The 16864-nt window shown below is 44.1% G+C and carries 15 protein-coding genes and 1 tRNA gene; 14 read left to right on the top strand and 2 right to left on the bottom strand.

Annotated elements, in window-relative coordinates; all coding sequences use genetic code 11:
- Positions 1-275: 275 nt before the first annotated feature.
- The 6 genes from K0A89_06055 to K0A89_06030 all read left to right on the top strand — a co-directional run bounded on the left by K0A89_06055 (position 276) and on the right by K0A89_06030 (position 6025).
- Positions 276-1484: an Nre family DNA repair protein gene (locus K0A89_06055; protein MBW6518046.1), complete on the top strand. Its 1209-nt coding sequence runs from the start codon at positions 276-278 to the stop codon at positions 1482-1484.
- A 79-nt stretch (positions 1485-1563) separates the two neighbouring features.
- Entirely contained in the window at positions 1564-2253 is a 690-nt protein-coding gene (locus K0A89_06050) for a hypothetical protein (GenBank protein ID MBW6518045.1), read from the top strand.
- A gap of 109 nt (positions 2254-2362) precedes the next feature.
- Positions 2363-3541 carry a methanogenesis marker 9 domain-containing protein gene (locus K0A89_06045; GenBank protein MBW6518044.1) on the top strand — a complete coding sequence of 393 codons (1179 nt, stop codon included), beginning with the start codon at positions 2363-2365 and terminating at the stop codon, positions 3539-3541.
- 106 nt (positions 3542-3647) lie between these two features.
- Complete coding sequence (locus K0A89_06040; protein MBW6518043.1) at positions 3648-5456, top strand: sensor histidine kinase; 1809 nt, start codon at positions 3648-3650, stop codon at positions 5454-5456.
- Complete coding sequence (locus tag K0A89_06035; GenBank protein ID MBW6518042.1) at positions 5443-5652, top strand: hypothetical protein; 210 nt, start codon at positions 5443-5445, stop codon at positions 5650-5652. Before K0A89_06040 ends, K0A89_06035 begins: the two co-directional genes overlap by 14 nt.
- Before the next feature lie 196 nt (positions 5653-5848).
- Entirely contained in the window at positions 5849-6025 is a 177-nt protein-coding gene (locus K0A89_06030) for a hypothetical protein (GenBank protein ID MBW6518041.1), read from the top strand.
- An 11-nt stretch (positions 6026-6036) separates the two neighbouring features.
- Here the strand turns inward: K0A89_06030 and K0A89_06025 are convergent, their stop codons facing one another.
- Positions 6037-7167 (bottom strand): replication factor A, encoded by a 1131-nt coding sequence (locus K0A89_06025; protein MBW6518040.1) that lies wholly within the window; start codon positions 7165-7167, stop codon positions 6037-6039.
- 126 nt (positions 7168-7293) lie between these two features.
- On the opposite strand from K0A89_06025, the gene K0A89_06020 reads away from it, so the two are divergent.
- Positions 7294-8046: a peptidylprolyl isomerase gene (locus K0A89_06020; GenBank protein MBW6518039.1), complete on the top strand. Its 753-nt coding sequence runs from the start codon at positions 7294-7296 to the stop codon at positions 8044-8046.
- Between the two features lie 29 nt (positions 8047-8075).
- Positions 8076-8160: transfer RNA gene (locus K0A89_06015), tRNA-Ser, on the top strand.
- An 89-nt stretch (positions 8161-8249) separates the two neighbouring features.
- Here the strand turns inward: K0A89_06015 and K0A89_06010 are convergent.
- A complete protein-coding gene (locus K0A89_06010; protein MBW6518038.1) occupies positions 8250-9887 on the bottom strand; it encodes a tRNA uridine(34) 5-carboxymethylaminomethyl modification radical SAM/GNAT enzyme Elp3 in 1638 nt (545 codons plus the stop codon).
- A gap of 527 nt (positions 9888-10414) precedes the next feature.
- On the opposite strand from K0A89_06010, the gene K0A89_06005 reads away from it, so the two are divergent.
- The 6 genes from K0A89_06005 (at position 10415) to K0A89_05980 (ending at position 16430) form a co-directional block, all read left to right on the top strand.
- Positions 10415-12217, top strand: coding sequence for a type II/IV secretion system ATPase subunit (locus K0A89_06005; GenBank protein ID MBW6518037.1), 1803 nt, complete (start codon positions 10415-10417; stop codon positions 12215-12217).
- Positions 12207-13133: a type II secretion system F family protein gene (locus tag K0A89_06000; protein MBW6518036.1), complete on the top strand. Its 927-nt coding sequence runs from the start codon at positions 12207-12209 to the stop codon at positions 13131-13133. The genes K0A89_06005 and K0A89_06000 overlap by 11 nt, the downstream gene beginning before the upstream one ends.
- Positions 13134-13136: 3 nt before the next feature.
- On the top strand, positions 13137-14111 hold the full coding sequence (locus K0A89_05995) for a type II secretion system F family protein (protein ID MBW6518035.1): 975 nt from the start codon (positions 13137-13139) through the stop codon (positions 14109-14111).
- Positions 14112-14170: 59 nt separating this feature from the next.
- Positions 14171-15499 carry a signal recognition particle protein Srp54 gene (locus K0A89_05990; protein ID MBW6518034.1) on the top strand — a complete coding sequence of 443 codons (1329 nt, stop codon included), beginning with the start codon at positions 14171-14173 and terminating at the stop codon, positions 15497-15499.
- A 109-nt stretch (positions 15500-15608) separates the two neighbouring features.
- Positions 15609-15998, top strand: a complete 390-nt coding sequence (locus tag K0A89_05985) for a heat-shock protein (protein MBW6518033.1) — start codon at positions 15609-15611, stop codon at positions 15996-15998.
- A gap of 33 nt (positions 15999-16031) precedes the next feature.
- Entirely contained in the window at positions 16032-16430 is a 399-nt protein-coding gene (locus K0A89_05980; GenBank protein ID MBW6518032.1) for a secondary thiamine-phosphate synthase enzyme YjbQ, read from the top strand.
- The last annotated feature ends 434 nt before the right edge of the window (positions 16431-16864 follow it).

Below are 16864 nucleotides of genomic sequence, written 5' to 3'. Positions count from 1 at the left end.
AGCTTGTGCTAACGAGATTTATGCTTTTAGAGGGAATACTGTCTACTTTTTTTTTAAGTTTATGGTGAGATGAGGCATAATTTTAACGATCAAGGAAGGTAAAAGAAGTATAATTAACAGATTGGTTAATTTCGTTTGCAAAAAATTGAAGAAATCACTAGATTATGGGATAGTGCCGTATTCATGTATTGGTACTGTTAAAATAACTGGTTTTTGTATCGTTCTATTCTTGCAAATGCCAGATTTAAAGTATCCGTCGGCCAATATGAGTTCACATGACCTCGCTGTGTGTATCCTGCAAAGGTAAGGGACGCTGCGGCCGTCCTGCCTGCCCGGTTCTGGAGAAGTTTAAACCTCTGGGAACGACAGAAAAACTTTCAGACAATATCTTTGGCTCGTCCCCGCCTTCGGTATTTGTGGGACGCTACGGATATCCCCAGGTATCTGCAGGACCGCTTGTACCTCCTGATGTACTGGGCGCTGCAGCCGAAAACTATGACGCTCCAGATTCATGGAACAATCTGGATATAGGAGAGATCATAGCACTTCGGTCCAGCCTGGTCAGGTCCAATATGCATTTTAACGTGAAAGATGCAGGTAAACCCGATGCGATGCTCCAGAAGACCCAGGAACTGGCACTGTCCGGGACCCCTGTGGACACTGAGGTATGGTTCCGCAAACCCCCCCGTATGGACCTGCGCTTTGACGGGGTGCTCTCGCCTATGGGTCCTGCAGGTGAAGTAACCAGACTCGACATTGCCCAGAATCCGGTTGTACCCAGGCATGTGGACAGGGCCGTGGGCGATAGTGATGTTGCAGCAGTAGATGCCATCAGGGAGATGTACCGTGCAGATGTTTCCACAGACCACATCAACAGGCTGCTTTCCATCGGGTTGTTGGGGAAGAAGCGCACGATTGTACCTACCCGCTGGTCCATCACTGCCACTGATGATATGATAGGCAAGATGCTTGCTGAGGATATCAGGTATTACCCTGAAACTGGTGAGATACAGGTATTCAGCGGGGGACTACATGGCAATCATTTCGAAATACTGGTCATTCCAGGACCACCGGCATTCGAACTTATCGAGATATGGATGCCAAGAGCAGTATGGACTGGCGGGACCACCGTTATCGAGGCTGACCAGGAAGACCACAGCGGAAAGAAGAGGTACTCAAATCTGGGCGGCGGGTACTATGCTGCCAGGTTGCCTGTGCAGGAGCATCTGCATGACCTGCGCCGCAGTGCCAGTGTTTTTGCCATACGGGAGATCACCCCTGACTACTGGGCACCCCTGGGGGTTTGGGTTGTGCGGGAGGCTGCCAGGTATGCCATGTCAATGCCGCCTTTGAAATTCGACTCCGTTGATGCTGCCCTGACCGATATGTCAACCCGGCTCAATACCAGGAAAGAGGAATGGTACCCTGAGTCCATTCTGCTGGATAAACGACGTAACCAGAGAACATTGCTGGATTTCCTCTGATTGTATTGTGTTCAGCCACCGAAAAATGTCCTTTTCTATTAACAAATATTAAATCGTAGTAAACACATTGTTTAATCAGATGCCTCAAGAGAACCTCTGGTCCCAGATCGAGTCTAACCATAATAATACAGTACGGTCAAAGAAAATGGCCCTGTTCAATACCAGCAGTACAGAGTTAAAGCATCTTTTCGTATCATGGCTGGCTATTTCCTATGCGTTTGCTATAATGCTGGGGTGGATGCGCCTGAATCGCCAGCCCACAGGTTCCGAGATAACCGGGTCATTCATCGGCGAACTGTTCATGATATCCCTGTTCACGGTAGGTATATCGTTTATTATCCACGAGATGGGGCACAAGTTCATTGCCCAGCAGTATGGGGCATGGGCAGAGTTCCGCATGAGTATTGGCATGCTTATCTTTGCTATCCTTATGGCATGGCAATTAGGTTTCCTGTTCGCTGCACCCGGTGCCGTGCAGATATTCGGCCCTCACATATCAAAGAGCCAGTACGGAAGAATAGCTGCATCAGGTCCGGCAATGAACCTTTTTTTGGCCATTGTGTTCATGCCCCTTATCAGCGAGCCAGGATTCCTGGGCGAAGTAGGCCGGCTTGGAGTTATGATAAATCTGCTGCTCGCGGGTTTTAATATGTTGCCTGTAAGCGTATTGGATGGACGCAAAGTGCTGGCCTGGAGCCCTGCAGTGTATGCGGGATTGTTTTTGCTGATAATAATGGTTGGATTATTTTCAGCCTCAATAGTTATATGAGCTGATTGACTACCGTTATTGGATTTTAATTATTTACCGTTATTATTTTTGATAGAACGTTTTTCCCCGTTAAACTTTTATAGTTTAAACAAGCACGAACATTCCTTACATGAACACCTGTTATGTCTTGCATAGTACTCGAGGGAATTCATTGAATACAGAAATAATTGTCCCATTCGACCTGAAGATCGGATACCTTACCCCTAAAAACCCGATTGCATTAGCTCCGATGGCCGGAATTACCGATAGTAAGTTTGCAGCCCGGTTCATGGACCATGCAGGAATGGTAATATTGGGTGGATACAACCTTGATGAACCGACCAACGATGCAGCACAGCGAGAGGTCAAGCGTGGACGAAAAGAATTCATAACTGACTCACCTATGGAATTTCTGGAATCAGAACTGCAGGCTATCACCAGTGTAGATTCCGGCACCGCTGTCATGGTCAATGTCAGGGCTGCCGATATTGAAGCTTATGCTGATGCCGCGCGCCTTGCTAAAAAGTACGGTGCCGGTATCGAGATAAATGCCCACTGCCGCCAGCCTGAAATGATGGAACTGGGCGCGGGGGAATCGCTGCTTGAACATCTGGATACGCTGCGCGAGATCATTGAAACGGTGAGGAGTACAGGTGCGGTGGTATCTGTCAAGATACGGGCCAATGTTGTGGATGACCTTGAAGTAGCACAGGTCATTGACCTGGCAGGAGCACATATAATCCACATTGATGCAATGGGCGGTCGAGGTGCTGATGTAAATGTCATCAGGAAGATACGGAACCATACGTCACTGTTCATTATCGGTAACAATTCAATTATAGACTATTCATCAGCAAAATCTATGTTCTCACGGGGTGCTGATATGGTATCAGTTGCCAGGGCTGTTATGAATAATCCCAATACATTGCGTTTCTTAGTTGAACAGGTTACTTCAGTACAGATGATGAATGGCTGGTATAATTCTCCCAAGCATATCTGCGGCGGCGGGGATCTAAGAGCACTTACCTTTTGCTGCCTGCCGGTGAAACCCTGTGCAGTGCACAATGCATTGAAGCAGATAGGAATGAGCGCAGAGGAATTTGCACGACTGAAACTTGATTTTGTTAAGGGTACTCCTCTGGAATATGGGGATAGTACCTGTTTTGGTAGTATGGCCTGGTGCTGCAAGATATCAAAACCTTGCTTTTTAAGAGATGGTGTGCTTGAAGTAGTAGGTGTTTCAGATATGGAGTTCATGCAGATAAAAAAACGTATGTCCCAGGAAATATTATCCCACCGTAAGAAGTAAAATTCGATCTGATAAAAATATTTGGTAAAAATATACGACGACACAATGTAATACAATTCAGGGATTATGAAAATAATCACATACGTAAAATTCTGCACGTGATTCAATGGTCGCTCCGATAAAATATGATTTGTTTTACAAATCTGATAAAAAAGTACTGTTCTTAATAGCGATTGCAAGTATTATACTGTTGTTATTTATTGTATTTTTTGGTGTCAATACCCACATTAAAGTTGATAAAATTGTCACATCCCAGTATAATGAACAGCAACTCCTGCTTGCCAGGCAGATATCAACAGGAATTATGGAATTCCTGGATGAGAAACTAAATCTGGTCGAGTCTCTGGGAAAGAATGAACCGGGTGCAACGCCTGATGAGTACCAGAGGTTATTCAAAGATATCTATGAAGGCAGCCAGGGTTTCTATGCAATTGAGTTTATCAATTCCACTGGGATAGTGGTAACAGGTTACCCTGAAGAGTATGTTCCTATCGGATACGACCTTTATGAGAACAACCAGCAGTGGCCCATAGAACATGCAAAGGAAACAGGTACATATTGTACCAATCCAATGCAACTGATTGAAGGGGGGCTGGGCTCTTTTATCTGGGTTCCCGTATTTGAAGGGTTACGCTATAAGGGAACCATACTTGCCATCATTAAAATGTCAACGTTATCTGAAAATTATCTTGAAACGTATAATTCCAACGGGTACGTTTACATGATTGACCGCAATGGACAGGTGCTGTTTGATGGGTCTGGTTATTTTGCACAGGGAGAAAATAGTATTGAAATCCTGAATAATTCTCATTCCCAATATTTACACATCATCTATGAGCAAGTGAACGGTTCAGAAGGTACTGGAAATTATGCATTGTTTTCACAGGGTCCTGATAATGCTGTAAATTATTCTCATAATGGCAAACCAGAAGATATGATTGTTGCATATTCTCCAATCCAATGGAACCGACGCCTGTGGTCGGTGGCAGTGGTCAGTCCCAAATCCGAAGTTGTTGCATTGATGCATTCCATGTTGTTCCAACAGGCCATATTTGTAGCATTATCTGCCATTATAACGCTGATGGGTGGTACCCTTATAATATTCCTGCTTCTTCGATGGAATAAGTCACTGGAATTTGAAGTTGAAAGAAAAACAATGGAACTTAATGAATTCAATGATTCACTGGAACGTGCTAATTCAAAATTGAAAGAACTCGACAAACTCAAATCAAATTTTGTTTCTATGGTTTCTCATGAACTTAAGGCACCTATGACAGCGATAAAAGCGTCTGCAGAATTATTGATGACCGGGGGCGATCATGAACAGATAGACAGTCACGAGCTTATCAGTAAAATAATCAAGAATGTTGACCGTCAAACCCGGACGATCAATGACCTGCTGGACATTGCAAGAATTGAATCTGGTGCGCTCGATTTTGAGAAGGAACAGGTGAACCTGCGTGACGTAATTGATATTGCGGTGGAAACGATTTATGAAATCGCCTATGACCATGGAATTGCGATAAAAATAACTTTACCTTCAGACCTTCCAGAAATTACAGGAAATACGAATGCTCTTGTGACCGTATTTGTAAACCTGATAAATAACGCATTGAAATTTACGCCCTGGGGTGGCAGAGTAGAGATTGAAGTGGCAGACACCCACGAGCATGTACAGATAACGGTGAAAGATAATGGTATTGGCATACCCCAAAATGACCTCGAACATATTTTTGAAAAATTCTATACATTGGGTGGTGAAGTTTTTGAAGAGGAAACCGGTACTGGACTGGGTCTCGCTATTGTGAAGAGGATAATAGAGGGACACGGTGGGAAAATCGTCGTTAAAAGTAGAGAAGGCGAAGGAACGTGCTTCATCATAACATTGAGAAGGTCGAAATATGAACAGTCCTGAAATTCCAGACAATTTCATTGAACTGGAACAGAAAATGATGGAAGCTTCCCACAATCGGGCCGCCAGTATTCTTATTTGCCCGGATTGTGGTTCCACCAGCATTACTTATTATATGGGACTGAAAACCGGCCTTCAATATCAATGTAAAGATTGTGGATATGTGGGCACGTTCATAATCGAACAGGATAAAGAATAATTTCCCGACAAAAGGTTTTTTTACCTATAAAGCTTCAAAGAAGTGAGAGGAGATAGGCTCAATGAAATCTGAAACCCAAAATACATATTCGGAGAACTTTCTTGTCATACAGTACTCATTGATTATGGCAATAGTCTCTACAGCCATAATTTATGTACTTGATACATTTATTTTCAGACATATAGATTTCAGTCCGTTGACAGAATTTCAGTTTTATTTCGTGCTGTTCATAGTGGTCTTTGGTTTGGTAGCAGGCCTGCTTTTCTACAGGGAAGAAAAAGAAGAAACCGTGGAAGAGGTCAGCGAATTTAGAACAAAGATGGCAAAGAAGAAACTGAAAAAGGCTAAAAAGACAAAAGTACAGGGCCGATAAAGTCTATCACCCTATCCTTTTTCAACGATAATCACCCTGCTGCGCTCGCCCACGCTTAATTCTACTTCATCGTTCCATCCGGGTTTTGCATAGCAGTCAATGACCTGTACCTGTGTTCCCAGGTCGATGTCATGTATGATGTCAGCCTGTTCACCCCAGAGAGCAGCCCGTATCCTGCCTGAATCATCTGATATGTGGATATTCAATACCTGGGCAGCAGACCCGTCTTTGCGCTGGAATTCCTTTAATTCGTCAAGTCCTGTGACATGTCCTTCAATATTGTACTGCTGCTTTGGCACAATATCTGCAATGGGTGTGAACTGTTCCTTGAATTCTACTTTTTTACTGCTTGTACGAAGGGAACTGTTATTTCCCAGATTGATCTCCACCTGATTACTGAAACTGTTCTCTTTCGCATATCCGCCCGTTATCTCGATGTTTTCCCCTGGTTTAATCTTATCAAGGGTAACTGCATTCTCGTCCCATAAGGTGACCTTGATCTTGCCAGTGGCATCACCCAGGGTCACGTTACGTACTTTCCCGGTAGAACCGTCTTTACGCTGGAACGTCCTGGGGTTTGAAATGTCAAGCACTTTGGCAACCAGGTACAGATTCCCCATCCCTGCTTTGACCTCATTTATCTTGTAGGGGTCGATCCTTACCTGAATGTCCTCGCTCAGGGCAATCTTATCAACCTTGCCACCTCTTCCCACACTGACCTCAAGTCCATTTCGACCTTCCCTGACAAAACCTGATACCTGGATGGAATCCCCGAATACAATATCGCCTACCTTTACCAGGTCTGCTGCAGCATCCCATAATGTCACCCTGATGGAACCGGTTTCGTCAGCCAATGTGAGGTTGGCAACATTGCCGCTTGAACCGTCTTCACGGTTAAATACACGCACATCTGAACAGGCAGTTACTTTGCCTACCAGGACAACCTTTGATAAATCCGGAGTAACATCTCCTATCTTTTTCTCATCATCAGATATTCCCATGCTGATAGCAACAAGTCTGGCCGCTGTAAATTTATCGGCAAGTCCGGCCATCTGTGCTTCCTTTTCATCCACCAAACTTAGGAATTCTTCCAGGCTTATCCGGTCTTTCAATTTTTCATATATCTCCATTACCTTGTCCATTAATATCCCTGCCTGGAATTTTGATGTAATTGCATTGATTTAATACTTTTCAATCAGTCAGATGAGGGCATTCCATAGAAACTTATTTTATCCTTCCCGTTATCTATGAGCTTCGGTGTTTACAACATGACCATTAAAGAAGGAGATTTCATAAAAATTTCATATACAGGAAAAATGGAGGATGGCACGGTCTTCGATACCACCAATGAAGAGGCTGCCAAAGTTCATAACCTGTACAATCCAAATAGAAGATACGGCGGCGATGTGATAATCATAGGCGTGAACCAGATAATTGCCGGCCTCGAAGAGGATATCAAACAGCATGATGTCGGTCATGAAGGTACGATATCCATACCCCCCGAAAAGGCTTTTGGCGTGCGGGACCCCCAGCTGGTAAAAGCGTTACCAATGAAAAAGTTCGAGCAACAACCACAGGTAGGAATGCCTATAGAGATCAACGGACAGGTAGGTACCGTGGTAAAAGTACTCGGGCGACATGCCAGCGTAGATTTTAACATTCCTATGGCAGGGCAGATAATAACGTATGATTATAAGATAGATGCCGCTCTTGAAAATTTACAGGATAAGGCTGTGGGTCTTAGCACTCTGTACACGGGAATGGAATTGGACATCGACATTGATGGTACCATAGCAAAGTTCAACGTACCCCTGGAATTTAATTATTCCAGACACTGGATCACCTCCAAGGCCCAGATGGCATTGGACCTCTTGAAATACACAGACCTTACAGAAGTCCTGTATGTAGAAACCTATACGAAAGACCTGCTAACAAAAACAGTAGATGGAATGGAAGATAGAGAAGAACTGAATGAGAATATTGCCCGGGAGGCAACTGAACCAGTGGCTGTAGAGGAGTAACCTCCTCTGTTGCCATTATTGCTCAACATGCTGAGGTAGCCAAGCGGACCACGGCGCCGGTCTTGAAAACCGGTGGTGCACAGCACCTCAGGAGTTCGAATCTCCTCCTCAGCGTTTTACTTTTTTTTTGGATAGTACATAAAGTATAACTTTTTGTACTCAAGTTAATCCGACCGCAGGGAGGATTTTCTTGTTTTCATTAGCTATATGAGCTTTGCCATATAGGGTCCATCCCGCTCAAAGCCCAGTTTCCGATAGTATCCCCTGACACCTATACCGCTGATAATGGCAAGTTTGTCAAACCCTGCTCCCTTTGCTAATTCTTCAGCCATTTTGAGCAACTCTTCACCATAGCCCTTATGCTGCCACTGCTTTTCCCCCGCCTTTTGTCCCACACTGACCATAGACCCGTACACGTGCAGTTCCCTGACCAGGGCCGCGTTCTCCAGTTCGGGGCGGTGCGGTGCGTGTGGGTACCTCAATCTGAGAAAACCGATTAGCACGTCCTGCTCAATATCTTCATAAGAAATGAAATGCTCTTCCCCTCCACAGGCCCGATAAGACTCCACCACTTTCCTGACATTCCCAGGTTCGATTCCACGAAGCCCCTTATGGCCAGCTTCACGGCACCGGATACAGCGACACCTCCCCCCTTTCTCATTCAGTCGTTCCCCTGCCAGTTGCCTGAGGTTGCTCTTTGTCACACCGCCCTCTATCTGCCATGCCGGAATATCCCGCTGCACCCGCTGCAGCCTGACCCAGGGAGGGAGTATGGCCTTTACATTCGCTATGAGTTCAACGGCATCTTCCAATTCCAGGGCATGGTATTCGCCTGACGTCCACATATCATGGAGACCGGTCCCGGGCGTTACCAGGGCCGGGTATATTTTCACGTAATCAGGCATGAACTTCTCATCCTGGAACAATGTATCGAACATCTTAAAGTCCATATCAAGAGTTGAACCAGGAAGACCGGGCATTATGTGGAACCCTACCTTGAACCCTGAATCCCTCAACACACTGTTAGCCTTTATTGTATGGGAAACATCATGTCCCCGTTTCATCTTTTCAAGCACGTTATCATAAATGCTCTGCACCCCGATCTCAACTTTGGTGCCGCCATATCCCAGCATCCTATCTACTTCTTCTGTACCCACCCAATCAGGACGCGTCTCAATGGTCATGCCGACATTTCGTATTTGTGCAGTTTCATTGCGTGCCTGTACATCCTCAAAATACCTGAACATACCAGTGTCGGAATTATCCCGGGTATCAGGGGTATCAGAAGCATTGCGATATATCCCGAAATCATTCATGGCCTCGATGCACCGCTTAATAAACCATTCCTGGTAACAAATATTCCTTGCTGTAAAACTCCCGCCCATTATTATCAGTTCAGCTTTATCAACAGGATGGCCTATCAGTTTCAACTGTTCCAGCCGCCCGGTAACCTGGCGATAAGGGTCATAATCATGTTGTATCGCTCTCATTGTCGCTGGTTCGTGCCCCATATAACTCTGGGGTGACCGATAATCTGAATCAGGGCCGCCCGGGCAGGGTATGCAGGTACCGTGAGGACAGGGTGCAGGGGATGTCATAACTGCGATCACAGCCACTCCTGAAATAGTCCTTACTGGTTTTCTTTGAAGCAATTCAATGACACTGTCATACTCACCAGGTAGTGTCTGGGACAATATCATTGAATTTCCCGGGAAATTGCTGAGATGATGTTGTGCGCTGAGTGTCTTTTTTTCCCTGCTTAGGTCTATTTTTGTCTTGATAGTACCCTCTAATATCTTACTGATGAGTTCACGACAGACAAAATAGTAATCTTCCTGCATAGAATTTATGATGTATGTCATCGTTACGTATAAGTACTTACTTACTGCTAAATAATATCATAGAATATATTATAGAATCTCAAATTATTATTAGGTCTCATATAACTTTTATATCCTATTACATCAATCTGAATAAAAAGAATATATAGTGTAGCATAAAAAATGAAGGTTTGGTAATGTTAAAAAATGATTCGGAGGCTGATCAAACCGACCTTAAAAATCGGTTGAAGTCTGTTGAAAATACCCGTATAATGAGGGACCATCGGAACGTTTCACCAGGTACTTTCAATGAAGGGGAGAGAGTGACTGAACCTGAACAAGATGACTCATCCGTCTTATCAACTCCTGATACATCTCATGATGATTTCAATGAACCGGAAGCTGTCGAGAAGGCGCAGGATGCTGTAATCACAAAATCTGGCAGGTCTATTATCGCGGGAGATGAGACTTCCAGTAGTAACAATCAGGTAAACAACAATATTGTAACTATCAAGAAAAAACAATCAGAATCTGCAACACCTGAATCCATGCTGTCTGAACTTATCATGCCAGATGGAGATAAGATCAATATTGGCAGGTTGCGATACCGTATTGGTGACAGTCGCACAATAGAACACAGACGAGTAGTATTGCCCGATTCCCTAGAATCAATATGGGAGAAGACATTACAGGAAATCACTCGACTGGAAACAGAAGCGGTCTTATCTCCGGACATTGAAGAAATACCTGTTCCAAAACTTTCATTTATCGAACGCATTACCCAGCGCTTTAAACGGGAAAAGCTGGTACTGGAAGATTATGACCCTGAAAAGCACGGACCTCTGGTCGATTTATCTTTACCAACAAATTTTCTCTATGATGAGATCGAAGTCTATGAAGTAAATGTGCCCTATGCTTATGTCAGGGTGGTCTATAATCCTAACTCCCATAGTTATCTGTACCAGACCCTTGAACCAGAGTTAACCGAAGGCGAAAAACAACTATTCGCTGAACTAAAGGTCAGGCTTGGTGAAACCCTTGATGTAAACCTTACCCAGCTGGAAGAAAAAGGCGCAAAGAAATATCTGCAGGATAAAGTGACAGATATACTCTGGGATTACCAAATAAAAATTGATACCATATCCTTTACGAAGATTATGTATTTCCTGTTTACCGAGTTTATGGGATATGGAATTATTGATCCGCTCATGCATGACGCCAACCTTGAGGATATTTCCTGTGACGGTCCACATTCATCCCTGTTTGTGTACCATAGGAAATACGATTCAATCGAGGCTGATATAAAATTTGATAATGAGTCAAAACTTGATGGATTTGTAACAAGGATAGCACAGATATGTGGAAGACACATCTCTATTGCTGATCCCCTCCTTGATGCCACGATGCCTGATGGTTCAAGGATACAATTGACGCTTGGCCGGGAAGTGACCACCAGGGGCAGTTCATTTACTATCAGAAAATTCAAGGAAAGCCCGCTGACTCCACCCGACCTTATAGACTTCCATACATATTCGACATCCATTACATCCTATATGTGGTTAGCTGCAGAGAATAACAAAAATCTCATTTTTGCAGGTGGAACTGCGTCAGGAAAAACCACTTCTATGAATGCTATGGCCCTGTTCATTCCGCCACAGACAAAAATTGTGTCCATTGAAGATACCAGGGAGTTGAACCTGCCGCATCCTAACTGGATTGCTGGTGTAACCCGGGAAACGTTCACGGGTGGCGAAGCAGGTTCTATTGATATGTACGACCTGTTAAGGGCAGCATTGAGACAGCGTCCTGAATACCTTCTTGTAGGTGAAGTACGGGGTGAAGAGGCGTACGTGTTATTCCAGGCAATGAGTACAGGTCACACTACTTTTTCGACCATGCATGCAGATTCTGTCCAATCTGTGGTACACCGACTTGAGAATCCTCCCATAAATGTACCAAGGATAATGCTCCAGGCACTTGATATTGTCATTATCCAGGTGCAGGTAAGGGTCGGAGAAGAAAGAGTCCGACGGGCTAAATCCATTACAGAGATCGTAGGAGTTGACCCCAGGACCGGAGAATTGCTCACAAATGAGGTTTTCACATGGAATGCGTCAAAAGATGAATTTATTTATTCGGGAAGGTCGTATGTCCTTGAATCTATATTGCAGAACAGAGGATGGAACGATGAACGTCTCCAGATTGAACTCAAACAGAGACAGGAGATCCTTGAATGGGCGCGGATGAAGAATGTTAAACATTATGAAGATGTGGCCAAGATCGTTGTATCGTACTATCGTGAACCAAAAACGTTGATGGAAATTGTGAGGAAAGAACTTTATGGCAATTAAGCATCTTGGTAGTTATTCATATCATTTATTCGGGGAATACTTTAAAAAGCGGCGCGAACATTACTTTGAATTGAGACAGGATTTGCTCAAGACCAGAATGAACATTAGTTATGATATGTACCTGTCGATGGCAGTTACCTGTTCGATTTTAATGGCACTATTCGGGTTGATTGTTGCGGTTCTCCTGGTATCATTGCTTGGTGTACCGGACATTACTTTTTCTCGTTCGATAGTAACTGATGTTTTTTTGGGCTTCCGCGAGTATAAAGATATTTTCTGGAAAGTGGTCTCTACCATCTTAATTGTGGTTGTTTTTGGCGGCGGGACATATGTTGCTTTCATAAATGCCCCTAAAGCAATTAACAGCGATAGAAAACGAAATATCGATCTGATGCTTCCCTATGCCGTGCATTATATGTCTGCAATGTCAGGTGCCGGTGTGATACCTGTCGATATTTTGAGCAGTCTTGCAAAGAATACAATATATGGTGAAGCAGCTAAAGAAGCATCATACATAGTCAGGAACATAAAAGTACTTGGTTTTGACCTTGTTCAAGCAATGAAGACGGTAGCTTCTACGACTCCATCGTACAGGTTCCAGGAATTTCTCCAGGGAGCAATTACTATCGTCTCATCCGGTGGTGATTTAGAATCATATTTCAAGATCAAAGCGAATCAGTACGTTATTGAGAATAGACGGGAACAACAGGAGTTCCTTGAAACCCTCGGACTTATTGCTGAGACCTATATTACAGCGTTTGTTGCCGGTCCCCTCTTTTTAATTGTAATGATGTCGGTCATGGCCACAATGGGCGGTATGGATCTCATGTTGATGTATTTACTGATATACATCGCAATTCCTTTAGCCACCCTGACATTTGTAATACTTATTTCCAGCATTACTCCGGAGGTGTAAGATATGATGAAAGATTTGACTCCAGACAATCGTGAGCTTGATGTTCTTTCAGAGGGATTGGAACAGGATAAAGTACTTCTGGAAATAACCGAAGCCAGGAAATGGATTAATATACGTAATTTCCTAAAGTCACCTAAGCAACAAATGAAACGACAGCCAATGTATGGATTGGTATTCAGTCTTCCTATTGCCATAACCTTCCTGATACTTTTCGGTATACAAACTGGTTTTACTCCTGCCTTCGATCATGTTGTGCTGTTCTCCATACTGATTGCAATAATCCCCCCCGGAATACTTCAACATACCCACAGACGGACTGTCAAGAAGATAGAAGAGTATTTCCCTAATTTCCTCAGGGACGTTGCCGAAATGAACCGGTCAGGAATGACTCTTACCCGCTCAGTTAACACAATCGCTAAAGGCGAGTATGGCGACCTGAGTCCTGAGATCAGGCAGATCGATTCCATGCTCTCCTGGGGTATATCATTTGAAGAAGCTCTTGAAAAATTTGCAGACAGGGTTGAAACACCACTGATACACCGCTCTGTAGCATTGATAAACCAGGCCAGCCGGGCTGGTGGTAATGTTCCGGATGTCCTGGAAGTAGCTGCCACTGATGCTTATACCATTAAACTTCTTGAACGGGAAAGGCTCAGTAACATGATTATTTATGTAGTCATAAGTTACATGTCATTCATGGTATTCCTGTTCGTGATCGGGATACTGTCGTATAGCTTCATTCCTGTGATGGCTGAAGCCGGTGTCACTGCTGCGAGAACCGGTAGTGGAGCCGAGAAATTCGTAGGTGCTTTCAATCCTGATACGTTCAACCGCCTGTTCTTCCATGCATCATTGATACAGGGATTCTCTTCGGGTCTGGTAGCAGGACAGATGGGGGAAGGCGAAGCAATGGCAGGATTGAAACATTCTGTGATATTAGTATTGATTGCCTGGTTCACGTTTGTGTTCGTAATTTAAAGGTAGTTATTTATTTATCTTGAACACATGTAAAAGTAAATTTCGATAGGAAGGTCACCATGGTATTGGATAAACTGGGAAGTTCACTGCAAAATACTCTGAAAAAGTTAGCAGGTGCTGGCAGGATAGATGAAAAGGTTGTGGGAGAAGCTGTAAAGGAAATTCAGCGCGCATTGCTGCAGGCAGATGTCAATGTTAAAATGGTTATGGAATTATCCAGGACTATCAAGGAACGGTCCTTGAAGGAAGATGTTCCCCCTGGTATGAGTCCCCGTGAACATGTGATAAATATCGTGTACCAGGAACTCATACATATCATGGGTACCGGGACCGGTGTGAAACTTACCGGGCAAAAGATCATGATGGTGGGCCTCCAGGGCAGCGGTAAGACCACTACTACCTCAAAACTTGCCAGGTTCTTCCAGAGAAAAGGATTGAAACCGGCTGTTATATGCGCTGATACATACAGACCCGGAGCCTATGAACAGTTAAGCACGCTCTGTGGCCGGTTGAATGTTCCCTTCTATGGCGAGAAGGACAATAAGGACGCCGTTGCCATTGTCAGGCGCGGGATGCAGGCTGTGGCCAAACACGATGTGCTGATCATCGATACCGCCGGACGGCATGCCATGGAGGATGACCTGATCCGGGAAATGGAGGAGATACATAAGGTATCCATGCCCGAACATAAGTTGCTGGTCATTGATGCGGCACTGGGCCAACAGGCCAGTGAACAGGCTAAGGTATTCAATCAATCCATCGGTATTACCGGAGTGGTAATCAGTAAACTTGATGGTACAGCCAAGGGTGGTGGAGCACTGTCTGCAGTATCCGAGACCAGAACATCCATTGCTTTTATCGGTACCGGAGAGAGACCGGACGATTTTGAGAAGTTTGAACCTGACCGGTTCATTTCACGGCTTCTGGGTATGGGGGATATCAAAAGTCTTGTCGAACGGGCACAGGAAGCCATGGCTGAAGAAGAGTTCGATGTAGAGAACATGATGAAGGGAAAGTTTACTCTGAAGGACATGTACAAACAGATGGAAGCCATGAAAAAGATGGGGCCGCTTAAACAGATAATGCAGATGATACCTGGTCTTCCGATGATTCCGAAAGGTACGAACATATCAGAGGAACAGTACCAGACCACTGAGAGCACGCTCAAGAAGTTCAAGGTTGTCATGGACAGCATGACTGAGAAAGAACTGGAAGAACCGAAGATCGTAGGCAGCAGCAGGATTAAAAGGATTTCTATGGGTTCGGGGACTTCCCAGGAAGATGTCCGGCTCCTGCTTAAGCAGCACAAGATGATGCAGCAGGCTTTTAAGGGTCTGCGTGGCGGAAAGTTCAATCTCCAGAAGATGATGAAAAAAATGGGCGGATAAGGGCTCTTTCGTGATTTCAGGGATTTTTTCAGGGAAAGTGATATATACACCTTTGTATATAATTTAATTAAAATGTTTAATATCGGAGGGATGGACAATTAGAATAGCTATGGATAATTATTTTTTGCGGACACTGGCTACAGTACTGGGTATGTCCCTGACCATGATTGCAGTTGCGCTGGGTATCATTTACCTGTTCGACACCGGATTGCCGCTACCGGCACCCGTGATTCTCCTGATATTTGCAATAGGGTTCACGCTGGGCTCTGTGTTCTTTGAGCGAAGAGGTGCCGAGCATCCCTGGTCGCTGGTCGGCGGTGCATTAGCTTCTACGGGTATGACATTCCTTGCCATATCGATCGTAGGTGGTATCCTGTTTATCGCCAATGGAAGTCTTAGTACTATCCCTGTGGATACTGTGCTGTATTCCTTATCTGCCTGCATGATAGTAAGTATGGTAACCCTGAATTTCGCGTCCTACAAGCTCCAGTATATTTAAGGTATCTGACTACTTTTGTATCCAGGGAACGCTATGTCTCTGGATATACATACTGGTTCACGGATTGAGTTAGTGGATATTTCGGCACAGGTTGGGGAACGTGTCAAAGGTAGCAAAGTACAAAATGGAATATGTGTGATCAGTACCCGCCATTCCACAACCTCCATTATCATTAACGAGAATGAATCAGGTCTTTGCTCTGATATCCTGAACTTGCTTGAGCAGCTCATTCCTTTCTCTGCTGGCTATGAACATGACAGGATAGATAACAATGCTGATGCTCACCTGAAGGCTGTATTGCCTGGCTCCAGTGAGACTGTTCCTGTCATTGACGGGAAATTGGTGCCGGGTACCTGGCAGCGCATTTATTTTGCTGAACTGGACGGACCCAGGCACAGGAGTGTGGATGTGACTGTGCTGGAAAGGGGATGAATGGGTGTTTTGAAAAGTAAGGGGTTGATGCATATTTAAAAAACATGCGGAGTAGATGTTTTATCAGTTCAAAATCTCTTGAGATGAGATTCGTGCAATCAGGATTTGATTTTTTCGTGTGTGAAATTTTTCTAATGCTTATCCTAAAGTGTATTAATAGTATACATTTTATGTCATATATCCAATATTTAATTATCGATAAATATATATTATTATATAATTTAGTAAATATATTATGAAAAAAAAACAAACTGTTTATATAGTTTGTTTGGTTATGAATCGCTGTACTGATTAAACTATCAAGTACATGAAAAGAAGGGTGGGATTTAGGCATACATCGGTAAAGATCAGGCCGAAACCCCACTATGCCCGAAGGCAATATAATGTGGGCTTTAAACGTATTTAAAACTTGCTGGTTTTGCCTCCGGGAGAAA

The organism is ANME-2 cluster archaeon (assembly GCA_019429385.1).
In the GTDB taxonomy this organism is placed as follows: Archaea; Halobacteriota; Methanosarcinia; order Methanosarcinales; family Methanocomedenaceae; genus Methanocomedens_B.
The sequence above is the reverse complement of the archived record's forward strand: the minus strand, read 5'-3'. Positions and strand labels throughout refer to the sequence as shown.